The following is a 23,231-nucleotide window of genomic DNA, read 5'->3' as shown; positions in this document are numbered from 1 at the left end:
GCAGGGAGGGGAGTGCAATGGCCAGAAATGGGGTCGCAAAACGCAATCCGAAGCCACAGAAGACGACCTACATTCTGGACGAGCAGATCGGCTTCCTGCTGCGCCAGGTCTGGCAGCGCCACGCCACCATCTTCGCCCGCGAGATCGGCGTCGACCTGACTTCGCCGCAATGGGCGGCGCTGTCGAAGCTCGCTGAGACCGGGGCGTGCTCGCAGAACCAGCTCGGCCGGCTGACGGCGATGGATGTCGCCACCATCAAGGGCGTGATCGACCGCCTCACCGCGCGCGGCCTGACCGAGACCAGTGCTGATCCCGAGGACGGCCGTCGCCTCCTCGTCAGCCTGACCCGCGCCGGCCAGCAGACGGTCGAAAAAGCCGCGCCGAACGCGCTGGCGATCACCAGGGAAACGCTGGCGCCACTCGATGGCAAGGAGCGGGAGCTATTGATCGCGCTGCTCAGCAAGCTGCGCTGAACCGTCCCGCGCCACGCTTGATTGTCGGCGGAACAAAACCCGGCGGCCCACATTGCAACAATCAAGAGGCGGGCAGGGGGAACCAACAGGAGTTCCCCCAATGAGGATCAATTGGCTTTACACAACGGCAATTGCCTTGACGATCGGTGCCGGAGCGGCCATCGCGCAGGCGCCCGATCAATCGCAGAAGCGCGAGGAGAGCCCGCGCGCACAGACGCCGGCGGCCCAGTCGAAAGACATGGATCGTTCGGGCGCCCAGTCCAGGGAGACCGAGCGCCCCGGCGCGGCCGATCGCGCGAAGGGGCGCGCCCAATCCGAGCAGAAGGGCGGCGCCAAGGACATGCAACGCGGCGAGGGTCCGTCGCCGGCTGAACGGAGTAAGCAGGCGCAGGAGCCGCAAGGGCGTGAGAGCAGGGAGCCCACCCGGCAAAGTCAGGATCAGGATCGTCGCGATCGTCCGGCGGCGAGCACGAAGCAGCAGAGCAGGGACGAGCAGCGCAGCCGTGATTCCGATCAGGCCACCGAACAGCAGCGAGGTCGCGAGGACCGGACCAGACGCGACCGCGCGCAGGACACCAGGCAGCCTGCCGATACCAAACAGCAGAGTCAGCAGCAGATGGACCGCGACCGCAGGGATCAGCGCGATCAGGCGGCCCAGCCCCCTGGCACGTCCACGCAGCAGCAGACGTCACGGCCGAGCGACACCACCCAGGACCAGGGCACCAAGACCGGCCAGGCGCCCGGACAGACCGGTCAGCGCGCCGCTGGTATCAATGACGACCAGCGCAAGCAGATCGTGAATCAGCTACGGAGCGAGCGAACGGCGACCCGGACCTCCAATGTGAGCGTCAATATCGGCCAGCGGCTGCCGCCGAGCATCCAGCCCCACCGGCTGCCGGCCGACATCGTGCGGATCGCTCCGCAATATCGCGATTACGATTACACGCTCGTCGACGACCGGGTCGTCATCGTTGATCCGCGGCGGCGCGAAGTCGTCGACATCCTTGACGAAGGGCCGGGCTATGGTGGCGCCGCAGCCTATGGCCGCGAGCGTATCGTCATCAGCGACGACATGCGCACGAGGTTCAGGACGTTGGCGCGAGGTTCTTCGACCACGGTCGGCTCGACGACGCCCTCGGGCGGAATGTCGGCGTCGAACTGCCTGTCGCTGCAGCCCGTGCCGGAGGAAATGGTGCGCAACAATCCCGATCTCGGCAACTATCGCTATCTCGCCGTCGGCGACCAGATCGTGCTGGTCGATCCGCAGCAGCAGAAGATCGTGCAGGTGATCGACTGATGGTGCGAGCGAACCCGTAGGGTGGGCAAAGGCGCGCAGCGCCGTGCCCACCATCCAGCGTTCCACTCGTGATGGTGGGCACGCTCCGCTTTGCCCACCCTACGGCACTGGCCATCTGTCCCGTCATTGCGAGCGAAGCGAAGCAATCCATCTCTCCACTCGTGCGGAGGCATGGATTGCTTCGTCGCTTCGCTCCTCGCAATGACGGCGATAGATTACCGTCCCACGATCTCCGGCACCTTGCCTGCCGGCGGCGTATTCCGGCTGCGCTGGGTGCGGACGATGCCGTCGATGATGGTCATGCCGACGCCCGGCAAATCGCCAAGCTGCACGCTTTCCAGGATGTTCTTGCCCGGCGAATGCTGCGCCTTGTCCATCAGCACGAAGTCGGCCGCGCGTCCGACTTCGATGAGCCCGCAATCCAGCTCCCGCATCCGCGCCGTATTGCCGGTGGCGAGGCAGAAAGCGATCTCTGCCGGGAGTTCGCCGAGCGAGGACAGCATCGAGACCATGCGCAGGATCCCGAGCGGCTGTACGCCGGAGCCGGCGGGCGCGTCGGTGCCGAGGATGACGCGGTGAAGATCGCCCATCTCGCGCGCGGTGCGCAGCGTGTATAGCGCCGAGCGCTCATTGCCGTTGTGAACCAGTTCGAGGCCGCGCTTGCAGCCCTCGCAGATGCAGCGGATCTGGTCGTCGGGCAGGGCGGTGTGGCCGCCATTGATATGGCCGACCACGTCGGTGTCGGCCTCCAGCACGACATCCTTGTCGATCAGTCCAGAACCCGGAATTGAAGGTCCGCCGGTGTGGATCGTGCTCTGGATGCCGTATTTGCGCGCCCATCCCACCATCTTCCGAGCGGTCGGGCCGTCCTTCACGCCGCCAAGGCCAACCTCGCCGAGCAGCTTGACGCCGGCGGCGGCCATCTCCTTGAAGTCCTCTTCCACCATCTCGCATTCGATCACCGGCGCCCCGGCGTGAACCTTCACGCCGCCGGGCCTGAGCGTCCAGAATGCGCGCTGCGCGAACACCGCCATCGCCTTCAGGCCCACGACATCGCGCGGCCGGCCCGGCATGTGCACCTCGCCCGCGGAGATCATGGTGGTGACGCCGCCATGCAGATAGCTGTCGATCCAGTTGATCTGGTTCTGCCGCGGCGTCCAGTCGCCTGCCACGGGGTGGACGTGGCTGTCGATCAGCCCGGGCGCCACCGTCGTGCCGTTGGCATCCACGATGGTGGTGGCGCCTTCGGTGTCGACATCCTTGGCGCGGCCGATGGCTGTGATCTTGCCGTTCTCGGCCACGATGGTGTCGGCATCGAGGATCGGCCTCTCCAGCGCGCCCGAGAGCAACAGCCCGATATTGCGGATCACCAGCTTGCTCGGTCCGGTCGCCTGGGGTGCATCGTGGGCCATGCTCTGTCCTTTTCGCTCAATGCCGTCGCCGCGCATTGTGCCCGCGGCTCGACGCTTCGATCAAGTCGGATTGTTTATTAGTACACGAATGATCGTCGTCGAAAAGCCCCTTTGCCGAGAGTGTGGCGGTCCGAGCCCGCCGTCATTGCGAGCGCAGCGAAGCAATCCATGCCGCAGCAAGCGGGGAGATGGATTGCTTCGCTGCGCTCGCAACGACGATGTGGCTGCTTTGGGTGCGACATTTCAACCCGACGGGCAAATCAGCCAAAAGTCTGTCCAGCCCTCGCACAAAAAACATTCCGCTTCCGTCGTCGGGCAAATCAGTGATTTAACTCCGCGCGTCTCACCCGAATGAGGGGCGGCTCGCGATCGTCACGAACGTTGCGGTGGGATGCGGTGGACGAGAGTGTCACGACTGACGAGCGTGGCACTCGCGGACGGCGAAGTCGTGTGGTTCTGGCGCCCCGACGCTGGCGCTAAGTTTTTTGCGTGAACAAATTCACGCAAGAGATGACGGTGGCAAGAAAGCCCGGTCACCGGGAAGAGCACGAAGTAAGCCGTAAACCATCGCGCAGGGAAAGCCGGAGTTGCTTCGGTTGACCTGTGGTCCTACCCCCGTGCTTTTTGTTGCACGGGGCCCACGGGTGCAACCGGCACCCGGCTTTCCCTGCGCCCTCTGATTGATGAGAGGGCGGAAAGTGACGCAAAGCTCGGGCGCAACGCGCCGCGAGAACGCGAGCTCACATCTCCTCACCACACCGTCATGCCCCGCGCAGGCGGGGCATCCAGTATCCGGCGGCCTCTCGGCTCACGCACTGCCGCCTCTGGAATACTGGATCGTCCGCTTTCGCGGACGATGACAGCGGAGAGCTGTTTGACAATTGAATCAGAACCTCTCCCCACGTCATTGCGAGCGCAGCGAAGCAATCCATCGCGCCGCTTGTGGATCGTGGATTGCTTCGCTGCGCTCGCAATGACGACGGCAGAAAACAGGCTTCCTCTAACCCGCCGCGTCAAGCGCAAGCATGCGCCCGTTCGCGAACCGCATTCTCCCGCACCGCGTTCCGTCGCCCCACGATGTGATCCGCCACGAACTCCGTGTCGCGTCCGATGCCGACGAACCGGCCGGAGCCCCAGGTGTAAAGCCAGGGCAGGCCGATCACATAGGCGCCATCGACCGAGGTGATGCCGCGCTTGTGCGTGGGGTAACCCGCGCCGTCGAACATCGGCAAATCCACCCACGACCAGTCCGAACGAAAGCCGGTGGTCCAGATGATGCCGGTGATGCCGGCAGCCGCAAGGTCGAGCTCCGTCGGAATAGTGGAGGGCGACCACACGGGCGCGTAGTGCGGCGTCAGCGGCGCATCGATCTTGTTCCTGGTGATGTGATCGTCGATCAGGCTGCAGATGCCGTTGTAGACCCGATCGGCATTGTCGAGATTGGTCTGCAGATCATCACCAAGAGCCAAGGTGGTGCCACGCACATCCTTCAGGCGCCCATAGAGCTTCATGCCTTCGAGCGCGAACTTGCGCAGGTCGACGTCGCGGCCGCCGTCGCGACCGGTGAGATAGTGGTTGGCATTCCTGCGAACCCTTTCCCGCAGCGGATGCTGATCGACCGGCAGATCATACTGCCCGAGATCATCCAGCCAGTCGACGGCGTCGCGTCCGCGATAGAAGCGGGGACAGCGCGGCGCACTTCCCACCGCGAGATGAACCTTGCGACCGGCGAGATGCAGATCCTCGGCGATCTGGCAGCCGGATTGGCCGCTGCCGACGACGAAGATCTCGCCCGCCGGCAACTGCGCCGGATTACGATAGGCGGACGAATGGATCTGCGTGATGGCCGGGTCCAGCCGCTCCGCAAACTCGGGAATCCTCGGAACGTGATATCCGCTGACCGCAAGCACGACGCTATCAGCAGCGATCTCGCCCGCGGTCGTCTCGAGCAGGAACCTTCCGCCTGCCTGTTTCAGCCTGACGACCGCAACGCCTTCACGGACCGGAGCTTTGATGTGCCTCGCATAGTCCTCGATATAGGCGACGATCTCCTCGCGCGGCATGAAGCCGTGTGGATCGTTGCCGGCATAAGGAAAGCCGGGGAGCTGGCACTGCCAGTTCGGCGTCACCAGGCAGAACGCGTCCCAGCGCTGCGTCTTCCAGGAATGGGCGATGCTGTTCTTCTCCAGCACAACGTGGTTGATATCGTGCCGGCTGAGCTGCGCGCTCATCGCAAGGCCGGCCTGTCCGCCGCCGATCACGACGACCGGGTAGTAAGAGTCGAGATCAGACATCATGAGCTCCTGTTATTCTTCGAACGAAACAATGGTGACGGAGGCCCCTGGCGTGGCTTCGAACCGGCCAGCGGTTTCCTCGATCCGGGCGAGCTGACCGAGCGCGCGCGTGCAGCGGAAGCCGTATTTCTCGCGGACCCGCTCCGCTGCAATCGTCAGCGCGGTGCGGCTGCGTTCCTTGAAATCGGCGAGCGGGTAGGTCACGCCGACGGCGAGATGGTCCTTGATCACGAGCGAAGGCGAGTAGCAGGCTTCGATGCTTTCATCCGGCCAGCGCACAAGGAAGCGCATTTCAGGCATAATGCACCTCGCTCATGCCGTGATAGGTCGGAAGGTGCGCCTCTGCAGTGCGGCTCCAATCGTGGCGTTCGGCGATCATGCGTCCGTTCGCGGCGAGGCGGGAGCGAAGCGGTTCGGACAGCGCGCTAATGACGGCATTGGCGATCGAGCCGGCATGATGCGGATCGCACCAGGCGACGTCGTCATCGCCGAGATATTCGGTGAAGGGCGGGATGTGCGAGACGATCACGGGGACGCCGCTCGCCATCGCTTCGAGCACGACGAGGCCAAAGCCTTCGCGCAGCGATGGAAAGACCAGCGCGTCCGAAAGCCGATAGAGCGATGGCATCTCGGCGTCGGCAAGCGGCCCGGTTTCGATCACCGCGCCTGTCGGCAGGCCGGCATCCTGAAGTCGCAGCCGGAATTGCTGCTGATAAGCGTCATGGTCGAGCAGCGAGGCGCCGCCGGCGATCACGAGCTGCGCGGAGCGGTGGACGGCGTGAATCTGGCAGAACGCATCGAGGATGGCGTGGGTGTTCTTGCGCTGCTCGACGCCTCCGATCGAAAGCAGCACCGGCCCCTCGCGAAGCCCGAGACGGGCGCGCAATGTGCTGTCGGCGGCAGTGGCGACCGGCGAATAGCGGCTGGTGTCGACGCCGTTGCCGACCAGCGTCGACGTGCAGGAGAGTTCGATCCTCAGCCGCTCCTGCCACATCCGGCTGACGACGAAGAGCTGATCGGCGAGAACGATCGAGCGCTGGTCGAGCTGCCGCAGCCGCGCGTCGCTGAAATCGTCGACATGATGCACGGTGCGGACGTAACTCTGGATCAGCCCGCGCTGCTTCAGCGTCGCCAGCGCGTTGCCGGAGATGCCGTCCTGGGCATGGTAGACGTCGAACTGCCGATGCGCGGGATTCTCGAAATGCCGCACATAGTCCGCGATGCGCGTTTCCACCATCGACGTGACGTCGCCCGAGGCCGCCGAGGCCGGCACCGATACGGTCGGTGCGATGCTGGAACGGAAGAAGCCCTTGCCGGTGCGATCGGGCGCATGCACGACGGCGACATGACCGAGCCTCGTCAAGGCGTCGGCAAGTTCGAGTGCGTGCACGACACCGCCGCGCGCGTTGGTCGAGTGGGTCAGGATGGCGATGCGGAGGCGTGGCGATGAAGCGGTCATGCGACGCTCCGCTGGGCGGGGCCGCAGCCGATCAAGGCCCGCTGTGCGAAATCCCACACTGTCGCGCGGTCGGAGCCGGCACGAATGTCGACCGTGGTCCCGGCCATCACGTCGCCGACGGACGCAGCGGCGATGCCGCGCCGGCGGAAGCGCGCCAGGGTTTCGTCGACATGCTCGGGCTTGACCGACAGCAGATAGCCGAAGCTCGGAAAGGTCTGCAGCCAGCGTTCGAGCGTAACGCCGTCCGGAATCGGTATCGTGTCGAGATCGAGCGCGAGCGCCACCTGCGAGCACTCGGCGAGCATCGCGGCGGTGCCGACGATGCCGCCCTGGCTGATGTCCTTGGCTGCGCACGCAAGCCCGGACTCGGCGAGCGACGGCAGGATCTCGATGTCGCCGCGCAACCGTCCTGGCGGCGCGTCGGTTGCGGCTTCCCAGTTCGCGAACGGCTCGCGGTAGCGGCCGCGCAGATCGATCGCGGCTACGAGCTTGTCGCCCGGCCTCGCATCGAAGCTCGTCAGCAGCCGCCTGGCGCGGCCGAGGATCGCGACCGCGAACTGGCTCTGGGTGCTGCGGACATTGGTGTGGCCGCCGATAACGGGCACGCCGAACGCCTTCGCCGCCGCCTTCAAGCCGGCGAGGATCGGCGCGGCGGCATCCGCGCCGTTGGACCAGATCGCGTTGACGATAGCGGTGGGCCGGCCGCCCATCGCCGCGACATCGGAGATGTTGACCATCGCGCCGCACCAGCCGGCGAACCATGGATCGGCGGCGACGAACTCGTTCATGAAGCCTTCGATGGCAAACAGGAGGTAGCCGTCACCATCGGGGATCGCCGCGCAGTCGTCGCCCACCGGGATCATTTGATCGCACGACAGGTCGAGCGCGGCGGCCACCGCGGCGATGTCGCCCTTGGCGGCGATGCCGCGGCTCTGCCGCAGCCGTTCCGCAAGCTGATCGATGGCGACGCCGGAGAGCATGATCAGGCCGCCAGTTTCGCCAGCGACAGGAAGCCTGTCTCAGGAGTCCGGAATGGCGGATAATGATCGAGGTCGGCCTCCATGCGGTGATGCGGCCGGCCGTGCAATTCGAGCTCGCCGAGCGAGCGCCAGTGCATGTGCTGGAACAGCAGCGCATTCTGGCTCTGCACATTGGCGAGGAAGCGCCGGCAGCCGCGCGCGTGCGCCGACGACACCGCCAGCCGGATCAGGCCGGCGCCGACCGCGCTCAGCCGGCGATAGCTCGTCGCAACCGCCAGCCGCGATCCCCACCAGACGTCTGGCTCATGGTCATCAGGGTGAATACGCACGGTGCCGACAACGTCATCTTCCGCTACGCCGAGCAGCGATACCGCCACCAGCGGAATGGCGAAGTCGTCGGTCGCGTCACGATCGTCAGCAGTAAAGATGTGCTGCTCCTCGCAAAACACCTTCCGGCGCAACGATGCCGCGGCGACCTTCTCCCAGGATTCGGTGGCGAACTTCACCTGGAATTCCGGCGCAATGAACGGCTTGAAGGACTCGAAGATCATGCGATCGCCCTCCGCTCGTAGGTCGAGAGCGCCGAGCAGGCGCCGCACTTGCCGCAGCCCGCCTTGATGTCGGAAGCGCGCAAGCCCCCGTCCCGCAGCATGTCCGCCAGCGGCCGCAGGATCTCGTGCATGAAAGAAGGAGGAGGGGTTGGATGACTCTCCAGCGGCGTGCCGGCGATCGGCACGAACGGAACAACGAAGGGATAGACGCCGATGTCGATCAGTCGCTGCGAGGTGGCGAGAATCTCCGCCGGGCTGTCGCCGAGGCCGGCGAGGATGTAGGTCGAGACCTGGCCGCGGCCGAACACCGGCACCGCCGCCGCAAAGGCTTCGAAATAGTCGTCGATGGAGACCTGGGCTTTGCCTGGCATGATCCGTTGCCGCACGTCGGTGCCGATGACTTCCAGATGCATGCCGAGCGCGTCGACGCCGGCATCCTTCATGCGGCCGAACCAGGCGAAGTCATCCGGCGGTTCGCACTGCGCCTGGATCGGCAGGTCGACCGCGGCTTTGACCGCAGTGGCGCTGTCGGCAAGGATCGCGGCGCCGCGATCGGGGGTAGGCGGCGTGCCTGTGGTCATCACCATGTGGCTGATACCGTCGAGTTCGACAGCGGCCTTGGCGACCTCGGCAAGCTGCGCCGGCGTCTTGCGCTCGACCGTGCGTCCGGCCGCGAGCGACTGGCCGATCGCGCAGAACTGGCAGGTCTTGGTGCGGCTCTGATAGCGGATGCAGGTCTGCAGCACTGTGGTGGCGAGCACGTCGCGCCCATGCAGCGTCGCGATCTTGGAATAGGGAATGCCGTCGGCGGTAGAGAGCTCGTAGAATTTCGGCCGCAGCGGGAACGAGACATCGGCCAGCACGATGCCGTCGCGCGCGATGCGGCTGCGGCCGGCGGCATCGGGCCGCTCGACCAGATAGGGGCTCTCGAAGGCCGGCGCGTTATGGACCGGCACCATCACCGTGGAGCCATCGATGGTGAACGGCGTGTGGTCGGACGGGCCGGCGCCGCCGCGGCGGCTGACGCCGCCGTTCCTGGGATCAGCGAGGCGTACTCCGAAGGACTGCAACTCGTTGATCAGCTGCTCGGTCGGCATCGCCTTGAGGTGTTCGTGCGGCGTCTGCTGTGTCATCGGAGACATCTCCCGGATTGGGCATGAGGCGATTGGGGTGAAGGCCGTGCATCGGACGCGCCGGCTGGTCGTTGAGCACGAGCGAGAGCAGTTCTGGCCTGGCGTAGTGGCCGACCGAGTCCATCATCCGCTTGCGCTTGGTGATCAGAGCCATGTCGAGATCGGCGATCAGGATTCCTTCGCCGCTGGTGAGCGGCGGGACGAGGTGATTGCCTTCCGGCGAGATGATCGCGGTCATGCAGCCGCCGCGCAGGCCCTTGCGCAGGCCTTCGTCCGGCGAGATCTTCGCGATCTGCTCTTCGCTCAGCCAGCCGGTGGCGTTGACGACGAAGCATCCGCTTTCGAGCGCGTGGTGGCGGATCGTCACCTCGATCTGGTCGGCAAAGATCTGCCCGACCAGCGAGCCCGGAAATTGCGCCGCGTGAATCTCCTCGTGCTGCGCCATCAGCGCGTAGCGGGCGAGGGGATTGTAGTGCTCCCAGCAGGCGAGCGCGCCGACGCGGCCGACGGCGGTATCGACCACCTTCAATCCGGCGCCGTCGCCCTGGCCCCAGATCATGCGCTCGTGGAAGGTCGGCGTGATCTTGCGACGCTTCAGCGCGATCGCGCCGTTCGCGTCGAATATCAGTTGCGCATTATAGAGGGAGCCGTGATCGCGCTCGTTGACGCCGAGCACGATCACCATGGCATGACGCTTGGCGGCTTGTGCGATGGCGTCGGTCACAGGGCCCGGCACCACGACGGCGTTGTTGTAGAGCTGGATATGCTCGGCGCCGCTCAGGACCGGCGCGCGGACGAAGGAAAAATACGGATACCAGGGAACCAGCGTTTCCGGAAACACGGCGAACTGGACACCCTTGCCGGCCGCTTCCGCGATGGCAGCCAGGATCCGATCGACGGTTCCACTCGGCGTCTCCAGATCAGGCGCGATCTGGATCGCCGCAGCCTTGACGATGCGTTTCGCTGTCACGGTCTCCTCCCTCGTCCGCTCGCTCGGGCTGACTCAGAGCGTCCAGGTGTGGAGCATGAAGGCGTTGTCGTTGCGGTGGATCAGGATCAGGTCCAGCACATCGAGCGGGTTGATCGGCCGGATGCCGGGGATCAGCGACGGCTCGCCATGACCGTACAGCGCCTGCAGGGCGAAGCGACAGGCGTAGACGTTGCCGCCTTCGTCCATGAATTTTGCGAGTTGGTTGTTGAAGTTCTGCGCGCCGGGGAAGGCCTCGTCGCCGATCTTGGGGAAACCGCGCTGGACGCCGAGCGTGACGCCCGGACCGTAGAGCAGGATCGAGGTGTCAAAACCCTTTCGCTTGAGCCGAAGCGCCTGAAGGATATTCACGAGACCGATCGAGCCCTCGAACGCGACGGTGTGGAACGTCACCAGCGCCTTCTCGCCGGGCTTGGCTTTGACGTCCTCGAAAACCTTCTCCTCATAATCGACAAGAAAATCGCCTTTCTGTCGTGCGGGCATCGTTACTGCGGGCATTTGTGCACCTCCTGCTCTCGTCCGGCCTCCCGGATTCGATTTCAGGATTTGCAATCAATGTGCCAAACGCCTTTTGCACGATAAATCATCAGCGCATTCAATATGCAGTCATATATCCAATCAATATTGACTGGATATCCGACGGGACCGTAGGGATTGTTCCTCTGCCTTCAGAAAAAGCTGCCTCGCAGCGCTATGCAGCACGCTCGATTGTTATGCAGGCCCTTTCGTCGTGCGTCGCAGAAAGAATGACAGTACGTCGAACCTAATTGCGAGACGCCATGCAACAATGTACGGTCAATTTGCGTTCACTTAGCTAGATCCCGCAAATGACCGACTGGCGACCCGACCTCTCCAATAGTGACAAGCCGCGCTATCTCGCGATTGCCGACGCCATCGCCGATGATATCGCCGCCGGGAAACTTGTCATCGGCGACCGATTGCCGCCGCAGCGCAAACTGGCCAAACGCCTCGACATCGACTTCACGACGGTGGCGCGCGGCTATGTTGAAGCGCAGAAACGCGGGCTGATCGAATCCAAAGTCGGGCAGGGAACTTTCGTGCGCGATAAGCCGCGGCCGCGACGCTCAGTGCAGGCCTTCCCGCCGCGGCCGGTCGACCTCTCGATGAATCTGCCGCCCGAGCCCGATGACCCCGACTTGATCGCGCGGATGCAGGCGGGGGCGGACTACATCATGCGCGATGTCGTCTCGCTGTTGCGCTACCAGGGATTCGGCGGCACCCAGGCAGACAAGGATGCGGCGTCGAGCTGGCTCGGCCGGCGCGCGCTGGTGCCGGCGCAGAGCCGCATCTTCGTGTCGCCTGGCGCGCACCCGGCGCTGCTTGGCATCCTCTCCATCCTCGCGAAGCCGGGCGAGGTCGTGCTGTGCGAAGCCATCACCTATCCCGGCATACGATCGATCGCCGCGCAGCTTGGCATCACGCTGGTGGGCCTGCCGATGGACGATGACGGCATCGAGCCGCAGGCCTTGACCGACGCTTGCAAAAAGTTGAAGCCGAAGGCGATCTATCTCAATCCGACGCTGCAAAATCCGACGACGCTGACGATTCCCGATCCGCGGCGGCGCGAGATCGTCACGACGATCGCACGGCGCTACAAGTTGCCGATCGTCGAGGACGATGCCTATGGCTTCATCCCCGAACATGGTCACGGCCACGCGCCGTTTGCTGCGATTGCGCCCGATCTCACCTGGCATGTCGCGGGCCTCGCGAAATGTATCGGCGCCGGATTGCGCGCGGCCTATGTCGTGGTCCCCGATACGCGTTCGGCCTGGCCGTTCGCCTCCGCGCTTCGTGCAGCAACGGTGATGGCCTCGCCGCTCACGGTGTCGCTGGTGACGCGCTGGATCGAGGACGGCACCGCGGACACGATCTTGCGGTTCATCCGCACGGAGACGTCGGCGCGGCAGCGGTTGGCGGCGGAGATATTGCCGAAGGGCTCCTATCGCGGGGATCCGCTCAGCTTCAACATCTGGGTCCCACTGCCCGCGCCGTGGACGCGCACGGCATTTGTCGAGCACATGCGATCGACCGGCATCGGTGTCGTCGCGAGCGATGCATTCGTCGTCAACGGATCGCCGCCGGAGGCAGTGAGAATATGTCTCGGCGGTCCCGTCAGTCGACAGCAGGTCAGGAGCGCGCTGGAATATACCGCGCACGCGCTCGCCGAGAGCCCGGCTCTGGCGTCGTCTTTTCTCTGACCTCGTTGAAATCAGCGCAACCAATCTGTGGCCACGGATAGCCCAAAACAACAAGCGCTGCGATGTGCGATCGTCCGGCCAGCCTGTTCTGCCGCATAGGAAGACGGGCGCTCGCAATCACAGGCGCGAAGGTCCACAGTCACAATCGAATGAACAGATCGGCCTCCTGCGCATAGCTTGATTGAGAGTCGGCCCGCGCGATTCTCGACGCGGTGTCATCGCGTGAGGAGAAAGTCCTGGCCGGCTCACCGGATCTTGAGCGCCGCGATCCGCGTCATCACCGAATGTTGGCTGACCGTAGCAGTTTGTTGATGCCTAAACACATCGATCCGACATTCAATCGGCACCGTCGAAGCTTAAATCGTTTTTTAATTGAGAATGGGATGTTCGACCGCCACCTAGGATGGCGTCGGCGACACGACGTCTTTTGGCTTGTTCGGGCGGACCATCCACCAGGTATTCGGAAACGGAAGAGGTCGGGCCGTGGATCGCTCCACGCAGCGGCAGTTTTTGCTTGGAGGCATGTGTGATTGTGCTCTCACGTTCTTTCGCTCGCAAACGCGTGATCTCATTCGCGACGGCGGCCACATTCACCGGACGCGATGTCTCATCATACGATGCATATGCAATAGGGGCGGAAACAATCAGGCTATCGGCTCTCGCGCTGCTCGCCGGCGCACGCCTTGGCGGAGCGAGTGCAGCCTGGGCGGGCCAGGCGCCCCGGGGCGACATCCGATCCTGACCACGTTGTGCAGGTGCAATTGAGATAGGCGCGCCGCCGGGTTGTGTGAGGACCAGCAGGGCGGCGCGCGGTTAAGGACTGACTATGGGTATCGTTCGCTTCGCTCTGCGGTTTCCACATACATTCTATGTGGTCGCCGCGCTGATCCTGTTTCTGGGTGCCGTCGCCAGCTACAAGATGCCGACGGACATCTTTCCGGAAATCAACATCCCCGTGGTGACGGTGATCTGGAGCTACACCGGGCTCAGCACGCCCGAGATGGAGCAGCGTGTCACCACCTACAGCCAGTATTCGATCAGCTCCAACGTCAACGGCATCAGGAACATCGAAGCCCAGACGATGGCGGGGCTCTCGGTGCAGAAGATCTACTTCCAGCCTGACGTCAATCTCGACCTCGCCATCGCCCAGATCGTCTCCGCCACCAACTCGATCCGCGCGCTGATGCCGGCGGGGATCCAGCCGCCGGTGGTGGTGCAATTCAATGCCTCAAGCGTTCCGGTGCTGCAGATCAGCTTGAGCTCCGACACGTTGAGCGAGCAGCAGCTCTATGACTACGGCATCTACCGGATCCGCCAGCAACTGGCACCGATCCCCGGCATCACGCTGCCGACGCCCGCGGGCGGCAAGTACCGCCAGATCATGGTCGATATCGATCCGGAGAAGCTGCTCGCCAAGGGATTGACGCCGCTCGACGTGGTGAATGCCGTCAATACCCAAAACCTGACATTGCCCGCGGGCACGGCGAAGTTCGGCAAGACGCAATACGCCGTCCGCACCAATGCGACGCCGCCGAGCATCGACGACCTCAACAATATCCCGATCAAGGTGGTGAACGGCGCGACCGTGTTCGTCAAGGATGTCGGGCAGGTGCATGACGGCTGGCTGGTGCAGCAGAATGTCGTGCGGCAGAACGGCCGGCGCTCGGTCCTGCTCAGCATCATCAAGAACGGCAATGCTTCCACGCTCTCCGTGGTCAATGCCGTGCATCAGGCGTTGCAGACGGCGCGCGCTGCAGCGCCGCCGGGCATGCAGATCAACGAACTGTTCGATCAGTCGGTGTTCGTGAAGGATTCGGTCACGGGCGTGTTGCGCGAGGGCGCGATCGCCGCGGCGCTGACGGCGCTGATGATCCTCTTGTTCCTGGGATCATGGCGCTCGACGGTGGTGGTCATGATCTCGATCCCGCTCTCGATCCTGGCTTCGCTGATCGTGCTCTATTTCCTCGGCGAGACGTTGAACACGATGACGCTCGGCGGGCTGGCGCTCGCGGTCGGCATTCTCGTCGACGACTCCACGGTCACCATCGAGAACACTCATCGGCTGCTTACCGAGGAGGGGATGCCGCTGCCGCAGGCGACGCTGCACGGCGCCGCCGGCATTGCCGTGCCGACCTTGGTCTCGACGCTCGCGATAAGCTGCGTCTTCACCTCCGTGGTGTTCCTGGATGGACCGGCAAAATACCTGTTCACGCCGCTCGGCCTTGCCGTCGTGTTTGCGATGCTGGCTTCCTACGGTCTCTCTCGAACGCTGACGCCGATCGTGATCGGCCTTCTGCTCAAGGGTGAGCATCACGGCACGCCGGGAGCCGCCGCGGCCGGCTTGTTCGCCCGTTTCCATGCGGCGTTCGAACGAGGTTTTGAAGCCATACGCCATGCCTATTCGCGCTGGCTCACCGAACTCCTGAGACATCGCTTCATCATCCCGATCGGCATGGGGCTCGTGCTGCTGCTGGGTGGCGTGATGTTTCCGATGGTCGGCCGTGACTTCTTCCCGGCGATCGACGGCGGACAGATCCAGCTTCACGTTCGCGCGCCGGCCGGGACCAGGATCGAGGCGACGGAGCGTATCTTTCAGCAGGTCGAGAACAAGATCCGCGAAGTCATCCCGGCCGATCAACGCGAGCTGATCGTCGACAATATCGGACTGCCGGCACGGCCGTATAATCTGGCCTTCAGCGACGGCTCGACCATCGGCGTCAATGACGGCGTGATCCTGGTGGCACTCAAAGAAGGTCACGCACCGACCGCCAACTACGTTCGCAAGCTGCGCGAGGAGCTGCCTAAGGCCTTCCCGGAGGACACGTTCTACTTCCAGGCGGCGGATATCGTGACGCAGATCCTCAATTTCGGGCTGCCGGCGCAGATCGACGTGCGAACAGTCGGCTACGACAAAGACAACAATCTGCGCGTCGCACAGGAACTGCGGAAACGCATCGCGGCGATTCCCGGCGTGGTGGATGCACATCTGCAGCAGGAAGTGAACGCGCCCGCGTTCTATGTCGATATCGACCGCACCCGCGCGGCCCAGCTCGGCCTGAACGCCAACACGATCGCCACCAATCTCAATGTCAGCCTGAGCTCGTCCGAACAGGTGCAGCCGAATTTCTGGACCGATCCCAAATCCGGCATTCCGTATTACATCGCGGTGCAAACGCCTGAGAGCAGGATTTCGTCCGTCAACAATCTCGGCGATACGCCGGTTTCGACGACGCTGGCGTCGATGACAGACACGCCCGTGCCCGGCCTGCTCAGCAACGTCGCCACGTTCAGGCGCGGCAGCGTCCCGACCAACGCCAACCAGGCCAACATTCAGCCGGTCTACGAGATCTATGCCAGCACCCAAGGCCGTGACCTCGGCGGCGTCGCGAGCCAGATCAGCCATAGCGTCGCTGACCTGCAGAAGCAGCTCAAGCCAGGCAACTCGATCCAGGTGATCGGGCAGATCGACAGCATGAACAGCTCATTCCTCAATCTCGGCATCGGCCTGCTGTTTGCCGCGGTCTTTGTCTACATGTTGATGGTGGTGAACTATCAGAATTTCGGCGATCCATTCGTCGTCATCCTGGCCTTGCCTGCGACGCTATGCGGCATCCTGACCATGCTGTTCGTGACCGGCACGACCCTTAACGTGCCGTCGCTGATGGGAGCGATCATGGCGGTGGGCGTCGCATCGGCCAACTCGATCCTGCTGGTGACTTTTGCCCGCGAGCAGCAGCTTGCCGGCAAGACCGCCTTCGAAGCTGCGATCGAGGCGGGGCACACCAGGATCCGTCCGGTGCTGATGACCGCAGCCGCAATGATCGTGGGCATGATCCCAATGGCGATCGGGGCCGCCGGCGAAGAGCAGAATGCCGCGCTTGCGCGCGCGGTGATCGGCGGCTTGCTGTTTGCGACGCCGACGACATTGCTGGTGGTGCCCTATCTGTTTGCCATGCTGCGCAAGGGCAACGACGGCGAAAAACATCACGGGGTATTCGACGAGGTGCTGGAATGAATTTCAATCGGCCTTTGAAGATCGAACCGACGCCCGAGGATCGTAAGAGCGATCCGGCGCCGGTGCGGCATGGCCGTTCGAGGCGGTGGATTGGCTGGACTGCGGGCGTTGCCCTGGGGTTGATCGGAACGGGTGCGCTGGCGTCTGGGGCCTGGAGCCACTACGCACAATATCGCCAGACCATGGCAACCGCCGAGCAGCGTCGCGATCTCGTCCCGGATGTTCGTGTGGCGACTGTCGAGCCCAGCGACGGAATCGACGTCGTGAATCTGCCGGCAACCACCTCCGCCTTTGCCGCGGCCAACGTCTTTGCGCGCGCCAGCGGCTATATCGCCAAGCGCGAGGTTGATATCGGTGACCATGTCAAGGAAGGGCAATTGCTGGCGGAGATTGTTGCGCCGGAGCTCGACCACCAAATCGCGCAGGCCGAGGCGACGCTCGGTCAGCTCAGGTCGGCCCTACAGCAAGCGGAGGCCAACAGGGAACTGGCCAAGGTGACCTGGGACCGCGACAGGCCGCTGGTGGAGAAGGGCTGGCTCACCGCGCAGCAGGGAACGATCGATTCCCAGACGCTCAAGGCGCAGGAGGCCGCGGTCTCGGTCGCGCAGGCCAATGTGGTCGCCGAGGAAGCGCAGCTACAAGTGTTGCATCAGCAGAAAATCTATCAGCACGTCGTTGCGCCTTTTGACGGCGTGATCACCCAGCGCAATATTGACGTCGGCAGCCTGGTGCAGGCGGATGCAACCAGCGGCACGTTCATGTTCACGATCATGCAGAGCAATGTCATCCGCACCCAGGTGTTTGTTCCGCAGGATGCGGCGTTCGGAGTACGTCCGGGGATCGATGCCATCGTGCATGTTCCGGAACCGACTGCCCGACCGCGCCTTCCCCGGCAAGGTGACGCGGATCGCCGACGCGCTGCAGCCAGGCTCACGAACGCTGTTGACCGAGATCGATATCCCCAATCCGGACGGCGCGCTTACCCCAGGCATCTACTGCACGATTGAACTGCGCATTCCACGCAAGACGCCGAGCTTCAAGGTGTCCGCGGATGCGATGATCTTCAATCAAGGCGGCCTGCAGGTCGCCGTGGTCGAGAACGGGGTGGTGCACTTGCGCAAGGTCAACGTCGTGCGTGACCTCGGCCAGCAAGTGGAGATCAATAGCGGTGTCAAGGCGGGCGACAAGGTGATCCTCAATCCGTCTGTCGACCTCGCCGACGGCAGCCGTGTGACCTTGAGGACCCAGGCCGTTTCCTGATGCCTCTCCGCCGGTTCGCCAGGATCGGCAGTAAAATCCCTCCCTAAAATGCAATTTAATGGCGTGGTTCCGCTGCCGGGCCTATCTTGGTTGAAGAGCGGCCTCACCGCGCTTGCCCTCCCGAGGCGGTGACCAGGCGGCCGTTAGGCGGGCGCATCCTTGACCTGAAGTGCAGGCTGGCGGCGCCGTGGGTCCTGGCGGCCCGGTGGCAGTTGGGCCTCCGGAATGATGGTTGTCGAGAACGGGTTGATGACAAAGGTGCTCTTGATCGAGGATGACGGCGAGACCGCCGAGGAGATTACGGCCGAACTCGCCGAACGCGGCTTCGAGGTCGAATGGTCGGCCAATGGTCGAGAGGGCCTGGACAAGGCGCGCAGCCTGAAGCCTGACGCCATGATCGTCGACCGCCTGTTGCCCGGAATGGATGGGCTCAGCGTGATCGAGACCTTGCGGAAGGAGCAGGTTCGCACGCCGGTGCTGGTGTTGAGTGCGCTCGGCGCGGTGGACGACCGTGTGCGGGGCCTGCGCATGGGCGGTGACGACTATCTCACCAAGCCTTTCGCCGTCGTGGAACTGATCGCCCGGATAGAGGCGCTGCTGCGCCGGCCGGTGGGAATCGCGCGAGACCCTGCTGCGCGTGGGGCAGCTCGAACTCGACCTGATCGAGCGCAGCGCCAGGCGTGGCGACCGGGTGATCGATCTCCTGCCGCGCGAATTTCGCCTGCTCGAATACATGATGCGGCGCAGCGACCAGTTGCTGACGCGCGCCATGCTGCTTGAAGAAGTCTGGAACTACAAATTCGTCCCGGCGACAAATCTGGTTGATGTGCATATGGGCCGCTTGCGTCACAAGGTGGACGGGCCGGGGGAGACTCCGATGATCCAAAATGTCCGCGGTGCCGGCTTCATTCTTCGTGCGGCCTCCTGAGATATTGCGCTGGTTCCGATCGATGGCCGCCGACGTCATGCAGAGACATCCGAACTCGATGGGCCAGTGGCAATTCATTCGGTCGAACAGCTTTCGCTGGGCACTTGCGGTGGCCGGCGTCCTTGCCGTCTTCATGATCGCGCTGTTCGGCTTCATCTACGTGAAGATCGACAATTATCTGATCGATCGGACCGACCGCATGCTCGCCCGTCAGATCTCCTTCATGACGACGCTGCCGATGGAGCGCCAGCTCAATGCGATCGAAGATCATTTGCGGCAGGATTCGCGGGGCGTTCAATTTGCAGGGCTGTTTGGTTCGGACGGGCGGAGACTGGCCGGCAACATGGAGCGTCTTCCGATCGGTCTCAAGATCGACGCCGTAGCGCAGAGCGTCACCGCGGCGAGGGTAGACCAGCCGGATCACGATCACTCAGTTCGGGCCATCGGCAAACGCATGCCAAACGGCAATCTCCTGGTGATTGCACGCAATGTCGATGAGACCAAGGAGATCTCTCATGTCGTCGGCGAAGCGCTCGCGTTCGGACTGTTGCCGGCATTCATCATCTGTCTTCTGGCCGGCGCCTGGCTGAGCGTGCGGGCGCAGCGGCAGGTCGAGGAGGTCAACCAGCGCGTCCAGCGCATTATCGCGGGAGATCTGCGAGAACGGCTGCCATATCGCGATGGCAGCGAGCCGTTCTCGAAGCTTGCGGTCATCGTCAACGGCATGCTCGACGAGATGGAGACGATGATCAACGCGCTGGCCGGCGTCGGCAACGATATCGCGCACGATCTCAGGACGCCGCTGACGCGCGCGAGACTGGCGCTCGAGCGCGGCCGCACCCATGCAACGTCGCTTGAGCAGCTTCAGACGGTCGCCGATAAGGCGATCACCGGGATCGATCAGTCGCTGACGATCATCACCGCGTTGTTGCGGCTTGCCGAGATCGAAAACAGCCGGCGGTCGGCCGGCTTCGGCATCGTGCCGCTGCACGAGATGTTGCGGGAGGTCTGCGACATCTATGAGCCGATCGCGGAGAACAAGAATATCGCGCTGAATGTCCACGCCGAGCATCCGCTGAACGTGCGCGGCGACCGGGACCTGTTGATCGAAGCCGTCACCAACATCGTCGACAACGCCATCAAGTTCACTCCGGAGGGCGGCAAGGTCGACATCGAGCTGCAGCGCAACCGGAATGAAACGGTGATCCGCGTGATCGATACCGGCAGCGGGATCACGGAAGAGGAGCGCGACGCGGTACTGCGGCGGTTCTATCGGTCCGACAAGATGCGCAACACGCCGGGCGTCGGCCTCGGCCTCAATCTGGTAGCCGCGATCGTCAAGCTGCACGGCTTCCGGCTGACGATCCATCCGGGCGCGGGATGCCGCGTCGAGATCACCTGCCCGGATCCCGAAGCGTAACATTTGCGCAAATCGTCGAGGGGGAAGCGCTGCGGCCTGTCCGAGCGACTTGCGCATAACCTGCTTTTTCTCCGATATTAAGCGTGTCGTTTGGAGGAGCAGGCCATGAGCACAGCGATACATCCCTATCGTATCTCGGTCGGTGACGATGTGCTGGAGGATCTCAAGTCAAGGTTGCGCCGTACGCGATGGCCCGAGGCCGAGCTGGTCGAAGACTGGAGCCAGGGCGCTCCGCTGAAGTGGATTCAGGAGGTCTGCCGTTATTGGGCCGAGGAGTATGACTGGCGTAGCCGCGAAGCGCGCCTCAATCGCTTTGCGCAGTTCACGACCGAGATCGACGGGCTTGGCATCCATTTCCTGCACGTTCGTTCGCCGCATGCGAACGCATTGCCGCTGATCGTTACCCACGGCTGGCCGGGATCGGTGGTCGAATTCCACAAGGTGATTGAGCCGCTCACTGACCCGACCGCTCACGGTGGCCGTGCGGCCGACGCCTTTCATGTGGTCTGTCCGTCATTGCCGGGCTTCGGCTTCTCCGCCAAGCCGCGTACAACCGGCTGGGGCGTCGATCGTATCGCCTCGGCCTGGGCCGTGCTGATGGAGCGCCTTGGCTATGCGCGATACGGCGCGCAAGGCGGTGACTGGGGCTCGGCGGTGACGACGGCGCTCGGCGCGCAGGACGCTGCGCATTGCGCCGGCATTCACGTTACGCTCGCGATGGCGACGCGGCCCAATGTCGAGGGACAGCCGACGCCGCAGGAGGCGCGGGCGCTGAACGGCATTCAATACTACGCCGACTGGGATTCCGGCTATTCCAAGCAGCAGTCGACCCGGCCGCAAACGCTCGGCTATGGGCTCACGGATTCGCCGAGCGGCCAGGCCGCATGGATCCTGGAGAAGTTCTGGGCCTGGACCGATTGCGACGGGCATCCCGAGAACGTCCTGTCCCGCGACGAACTGCTCGACAACGTCATGCTGTATTGGGTGCCGGCCACTGCAGCCTCCTCGGCGCGGCTCTATTGGGAAAGTTTTGGACCGAAGCGGCGATCCGCGCACAAGGTCACCGTGCCGACCGGCGTTACCGTCTTTCCCAAGGAGATCGTCACGCCGGTTCGAAAGTGGATGGAGGTGAGCTACACCAACATCCGCCATTGGAGCGAGATGCCAAAGGGCGGTCACTTCGCCGCCTTTGAGCAGCCCGAATTGTTCGTGCGCGAGGTGCGCGAGTTTTTCCGGCCATTGCGAGAGAGCGAGTCATGACCGAGGGACGCTATCGTCTGATCGGATCCACCGCGTCGCCTTACGCTCTCAAGCTGCGCGCGTTGCTGCGCTATCGCCGGATTCCGCACGACTGGGTGATCATGACCAAGGAACTGCGGCAGGCGACGGCGCATCTGCGGCCGATGCTGATCCCGGTGCTGCAATATCCCGACGGCAGCTATCGTGGCGAGACCACGATGCTGGCCTACGATCTCGAGACGCGGCATCTCGGCCGGTCGGTGATCCCCAAGGACAAGGCTGTGGCTTTCATTTGCGATCTCCTGGAAGACCTCGCCGACGAATGGGCGGTGAAGCCATTGTTCCTCTACCGCTGGTGGGATGTGGAAGATCAAGCCTACGTTTCGCGCTGGGCCGGAGAGGAATGGTCGACGTCGCACGCCGAGACCGGCAGCGCAGAGGAGATCGAGGAGTTTCGGCAGCGGCAGCTCTCGCGGATGGCAATCCTCGGCGCGACCGCAGAAAACAAGCCGCTGCTCGAACAAACCTATCGGCGCATCCTGGCGGCGTTCGAGCCGCATGTCGGGATGACCAGATATCTGTTCGGCAGCCGGCCGTCGTTGGCGGATCTCGCCTGGTTTGGTCAGCTCAGCGAAATGGCAACCGATCCGACGCCGATGCGCATCATGCGCGCTGTGGCGCCGTTCACCGATCACTGGGTGCGGCGGCTCGACGATGCCTCGGGTGTCGATGGCGCGTGGTATCCGCGCGAGCAGGCGCTGGATGGATGGGCCGAGGCGCTGTTGAAAATCGCCGGCGAGCTCTATCTGCCGTTCCTGGTCGCCAACGAGGAGGCCTTTGCGAAGGGGTTGGAGCGGCTCGAGATCACCGTCTGGGGCCTGCCTTATGCGCTCGCGCCGTTCAAATACCAGGTCAAGTGCCTGCAACAGCTACGCGCGAAGTTTGCAGCACTGAATGCGGCAGAACGCGCGGCCCTGCAACCGTTGCTCGAGCGCACGGGGTGCTGGGTGCATCTCGCCGCCAACTGATCCGCTTCGCTGCAATAGGCAAACCCGCCTATCGCGAGCAGGATGGCAACGTCTTGATGGCTTCCTCCGCCTCCGCGCGGCTCTTGTAAACCGTGTCGCTTGCGACGGTGATGTTCGGCGTGTCCGTCTTGGGCGTCTTGTCGACGACCGAGCAACTCTTGGTCAGCGAGTTCAGCACGACATAAAATGCCGGACCCGTTCTCGTGCTCTGCGCGAGGGCAGCACTATGGGAGACAGCTGCAAGCGACGCAACCAGGCCGAGGCAAATGAGATAGCGTTTCATTCGTGACCTCCCTCGGTTCGAGAGAAGTTAGCGCGCGAAGAGGAGTTCGGTTCCGGATCGGGATAGCAGGCCTCGACGCCTCACCCCGCAAATTGATGGGCCCCGGTGCATTGGAGCATCGCGGGGCCCTGCATCTTCGTTTTAGCGAAGGATTCTGGTAGACACCAGTATGACTCCGGATCGAAAAGCGCGTGGCCTTTGCGCTCCAATCCTACGGGTATGTTCAGATTTGTCGCCGGCGCAACGTGGCTA

At 63.7% G+C, this 23,231-nt stretch carries 20 protein-coding genes and 1 pseudogene; 10 read left to right on the top strand and 11 right to left on the bottom strand.

The window, feature by feature from the left end:
* Positions 1-17 precede the first annotated feature (17 nt).
* Complete coding sequence (locus ACVJGD_RS14095; RefSeq protein WP_456634901.1) at positions 18-473, top strand: MarR family winged helix-turn-helix transcriptional regulator; 456 nt, start codon at positions 18-20, stop codon at positions 471-473.
* 100 nt (positions 474-573) lie between these two features.
* On the top strand, positions 574-1,770 hold the full coding sequence (locus ACVJGD_RS14090) for a DUF1236 domain-containing protein (protein WP_456634900.1): 1,197 nt from the start codon (positions 574-576) through the stop codon (positions 1,768-1,770).
* 215 nt (positions 1,771-1,985) lie between these two features.
* Here ACVJGD_RS14090 and ACVJGD_RS14085 read toward each other — a convergent pair whose 3' ends face one another.
* From ACVJGD_RS14085 to ACVJGD_RS14045, 9 genes are all read right to left on the bottom strand, one after another.
* Positions 1,986-3,182: an amidohydrolase family protein gene (locus ACVJGD_RS14085; RefSeq protein ID WP_456634899.1), complete on the bottom strand. Its 1,197-nt coding sequence runs from the start codon at positions 3,180-3,182 to the stop codon at positions 1,986-1,988.
* A gap of 1,013 nt (positions 3,183-4,195) precedes the next feature.
* Positions 4,196-5,479, bottom strand: coding sequence for an MSMEG_0569 family flavin-dependent oxidoreductase (locus tag ACVJGD_RS14080; protein ID WP_456634898.1), 1,284 nt, complete (start codon positions 5,477-5,479; stop codon positions 4,196-4,198).
* A 9-nt stretch (positions 5,480-5,488) separates the two neighbouring features.
* Positions 5,489-5,776, bottom strand: a complete 288-nt coding sequence (locus tag ACVJGD_RS14075) for an MSMEG_0570 family nitrogen starvation response protein (protein ID WP_456634897.1) — start codon at positions 5,774-5,776, stop codon at positions 5,489-5,491.
* Complete coding sequence (locus ACVJGD_RS14070; protein ID WP_456634896.1) at positions 5,769-6,935, bottom strand: MSMEG_0565 family glycosyltransferase; 1,167 nt, start codon at positions 6,933-6,935, stop codon at positions 5,769-5,771. Before ACVJGD_RS14070 ends, ACVJGD_RS14075 begins: the two co-directional genes overlap by 8 nt.
* Positions 6,932-7,915, bottom strand: a complete 984-nt coding sequence (locus ACVJGD_RS14065; protein WP_456634895.1) for a sll0787 family AIR synthase-like protein — start codon at positions 7,913-7,915, stop codon at positions 6,932-6,934. Before ACVJGD_RS14065 ends, ACVJGD_RS14070 begins: the two co-directional genes overlap by 4 nt.
* A gap of 2 nt (positions 7,916-7,917) precedes the next feature.
* The gene (locus ACVJGD_RS14060; RefSeq protein ID WP_456634894.1) at positions 7,918-8,466 is read right to left on the bottom strand and encodes an MSMEG_0567/Sll0786 family nitrogen starvation N-acetyltransferase; all 549 of its coding nucleotides are present in this window, start codon (positions 8,464-8,466) and stop codon (positions 7,918-7,920) included.
* On the bottom strand, positions 8,463-9,599 hold the full coding sequence (locus ACVJGD_RS14055; RefSeq protein ID WP_456634893.1) for an MSMEG_0568 family radical SAM protein: 1,137 nt from the start codon (positions 9,597-9,599) through the stop codon (positions 8,463-8,465). The genes ACVJGD_RS14060 and ACVJGD_RS14055 overlap by 4 nt, the downstream gene beginning before the upstream one ends.
* Positions 9,508-10,569: a Nit6803 family nitrilase gene (locus tag ACVJGD_RS14050; protein WP_456634892.1), complete on the bottom strand. Its 1,062-nt coding sequence runs from the start codon at positions 10,567-10,569 to the stop codon at positions 9,508-9,510. Before ACVJGD_RS14050 ends, ACVJGD_RS14055 begins: the two co-directional genes overlap by 92 nt.
* Before the next feature lie 33 nt (positions 10,570-10,602).
* Positions 10,603-11,085 (bottom strand): MSMEG_0572/Sll0783 family nitrogen starvation response protein, encoded by a 483-nt coding sequence (locus ACVJGD_RS14045; protein ID WP_130582573.1) that lies wholly within the window; start codon positions 11,083-11,085, stop codon positions 10,603-10,605.
* A 329-nt stretch (positions 11,086-11,414) separates the two neighbouring features.
* On the opposite strand from ACVJGD_RS14045, the gene ACVJGD_RS14040 reads away from it, so the two are divergent.
* Positions 11,415-12,806, top strand: coding sequence for an aminotransferase-like domain-containing protein (locus tag ACVJGD_RS14040; RefSeq protein WP_456634891.1), 1,392 nt, complete (start codon positions 11,415-11,417; stop codon positions 12,804-12,806).
* A gap of 336 nt (positions 12,807-13,142) precedes the next feature.
* On the opposite strand, the gene ACVJGD_RS14035 is transcribed toward ACVJGD_RS14040, so the two are convergent.
* Positions 13,143-13,400 (bottom strand): hypothetical protein, encoded by a 258-nt coding sequence (locus ACVJGD_RS14035; protein ID WP_456634890.1) that lies wholly within the window; start codon positions 13,398-13,400, stop codon positions 13,143-13,145.
* Between the two features lie 232 nt (positions 13,401-13,632).
* On the opposite strand from ACVJGD_RS14035, the gene ACVJGD_RS14030 reads away from it, so the two are divergent.
* The 7 genes and pseudogenes from ACVJGD_RS14030 to ACVJGD_RS14000 all read left to right on the top strand — a co-directional run bounded on the left by ACVJGD_RS14030 (position 13,633) and on the right by ACVJGD_RS14000 (position 22,696).
* Positions 13,633-16,821: an efflux RND transporter permease subunit gene (locus tag ACVJGD_RS14030; RefSeq protein WP_456634889.1), complete on the top strand. Its 3,189-nt coding sequence runs from the start codon at positions 13,633-13,635 to the stop codon at positions 16,819-16,821.
* Positions 16,822-16,835: 14 nt separating this feature from the next.
* Positions 16,836-17,828, top strand: coding sequence for an efflux RND transporter periplasmic adaptor subunit (locus ACVJGD_RS14025; protein WP_456634888.1), 993 nt, complete (start codon positions 16,836-16,838; stop codon positions 17,826-17,828).
* On the top strand, positions 17,764-18,081 hold the full coding sequence (locus ACVJGD_RS14020; protein WP_456634887.1) for an efflux RND transporter periplasmic adaptor subunit: 318 nt from the start codon (positions 17,764-17,766) through the stop codon (positions 18,079-18,081). The genes ACVJGD_RS14025 and ACVJGD_RS14020 overlap by 65 nt, the downstream gene beginning before the upstream one ends.
* A 249-nt stretch (positions 18,082-18,330) precedes the next feature.
* A pseudogene (locus ACVJGD_RS14015) lies at positions 18,331-19,009 on the top strand (response regulator transcription factor).
* 22 nt (positions 19,010-19,031) lie between these two features.
* Positions 19,032-20,429 carry an ATP-binding protein gene (locus ACVJGD_RS14010; protein WP_456634886.1) on the top strand — a complete coding sequence of 466 codons (1,398 nt, stop codon included), beginning with the start codon at positions 19,032-19,034 and terminating at the stop codon, positions 20,427-20,429.
* A 105-nt stretch (positions 20,430-20,534) separates the two neighbouring features.
* Positions 20,535-21,689 carry an epoxide hydrolase family protein gene (locus ACVJGD_RS14005; RefSeq protein WP_456634885.1) on the top strand — a complete coding sequence of 385 codons (1,155 nt, stop codon included), beginning with the start codon at positions 20,535-20,537 and terminating at the stop codon, positions 21,687-21,689.
* Complete coding sequence (locus ACVJGD_RS14000) at positions 21,686-22,696, top strand: glutathione S-transferase N-terminal domain-containing protein (protein ID WP_456634884.1); 1,011 nt, start codon at positions 21,686-21,688, stop codon at positions 22,694-22,696. Before ACVJGD_RS14005 ends, ACVJGD_RS14000 begins: the two co-directional genes overlap by 4 nt.
* A gap of 28 nt (positions 22,697-22,724) precedes the next feature.
* Here the strand turns inward: ACVJGD_RS14000 and ACVJGD_RS13995 are convergent, their stop codons facing one another.
* The gene (locus tag ACVJGD_RS13995) at positions 22,725-22,979 is read right to left on the bottom strand and encodes a hypothetical protein (RefSeq protein WP_456634883.1); all 255 of its coding nucleotides are present in this window, start codon (positions 22,977-22,979) and stop codon (positions 22,725-22,727) included.
* Positions 22,980-23,231: the final 252 nt, after the last annotated feature.

The sequence above is a fragment of the Bradyrhizobium sp. USDA 10063 genome (assembly GCF_054063735.1).
The sequence above is the reverse complement of the archived record's forward strand: the minus strand, read 5'-3'. Positions and strand labels throughout refer to the sequence as shown.

Excerpts from the sequence above, each read along its gene's own strand:
- ACVJGD_RS14095 (WP_456634901.1), top strand. The coding sequence starts at position 18 with ATGGCCAGAAATGGGGTCGCAAAACGCAATCCGAAGCCACAGAAGACG.
- ACVJGD_RS14090 (WP_456634900.1), top strand. The coding sequence starts at position 574 with ATGAGGATCAATTGGCTTTACACAACGGCAATTGCCTTGACGATCGGT.
- ACVJGD_RS14085 (WP_456634899.1), bottom strand. The coding sequence starts at position 3,182 with ATGGCCCACGATGCACCCCAGGCGACCGGACCGAGCAAGCTGGTGATC.
- ACVJGD_RS14080 (WP_456634898.1), bottom strand. The coding sequence starts at position 5,479 with ATGATGTCTGATCTCGACTCTTACTACCCGGTCGTCGTGATCGGCGGC.
- ACVJGD_RS14075 (WP_456634897.1), bottom strand. The coding sequence starts at position 5,776 with ATGCCTGAAATGCGCTTCCTTGTGCGCTGGCCGGATGAAAGCATCGAA.
- ACVJGD_RS14070 (WP_456634896.1), bottom strand. The coding sequence starts at position 6,935 with ATGACCGCTTCATCGCCACGCCTCCGCATCGCCATCCTGACCCACTCG.
- ACVJGD_RS14065 (WP_456634895.1), bottom strand. The coding sequence starts at position 7,915 with ATGCTCTCCGGCGTCGCCATCGATCAGCTTGCGGAACGGCTGCGGCAG.
- ACVJGD_RS14060 (WP_456634894.1), bottom strand. The coding sequence starts at position 8,466 with ATGATCTTCGAGTCCTTCAAGCCGTTCATTGCGCCGGAATTCCAGGTG.
- ACVJGD_RS14055 (WP_456634893.1), bottom strand. The coding sequence starts at position 9,599 with ATGACACAGCAGACGCCGCACGAACACCTCAAGGCGATGCCGACCGAG.
- ACVJGD_RS14045 (WP_130582573.1), bottom strand. The coding sequence starts at position 11,085 with ATGCCCGCAGTAACGATGCCCGCACGACAGAAAGGCGATTTTCTTGTC.
- ACVJGD_RS14040 (WP_456634891.1), top strand. The coding sequence starts at position 11,415 with ATGACCGACTGGCGACCCGACCTCTCCAATAGTGACAAGCCGCGCTAT.
- ACVJGD_RS14030 (WP_456634889.1), top strand. The coding sequence starts at position 13,633 with ATGGGTATCGTTCGCTTCGCTCTGCGGTTTCCACATACATTCTATGTG.
- ACVJGD_RS14010 (WP_456634886.1), top strand. The coding sequence starts at position 19,032 with ATGGCCGCCGACGTCATGCAGAGACATCCGAACTCGATGGGCCAGTGG.
- ACVJGD_RS14005 (WP_456634885.1), top strand. The coding sequence starts at position 20,535 with ATGAGCACAGCGATACATCCCTATCGTATCTCGGTCGGTGACGATGTG.
- ACVJGD_RS14000 (WP_456634884.1), top strand. The coding sequence starts at position 21,686 with ATGACCGAGGGACGCTATCGTCTGATCGGATCCACCGCGTCGCCTTAC.
- ACVJGD_RS13995 (WP_456634883.1), bottom strand. The coding sequence starts at position 22,979 with ATGAAACGCTATCTCATTTGCCTCGGCCTGGTTGCGTCGCTTGCAGCT.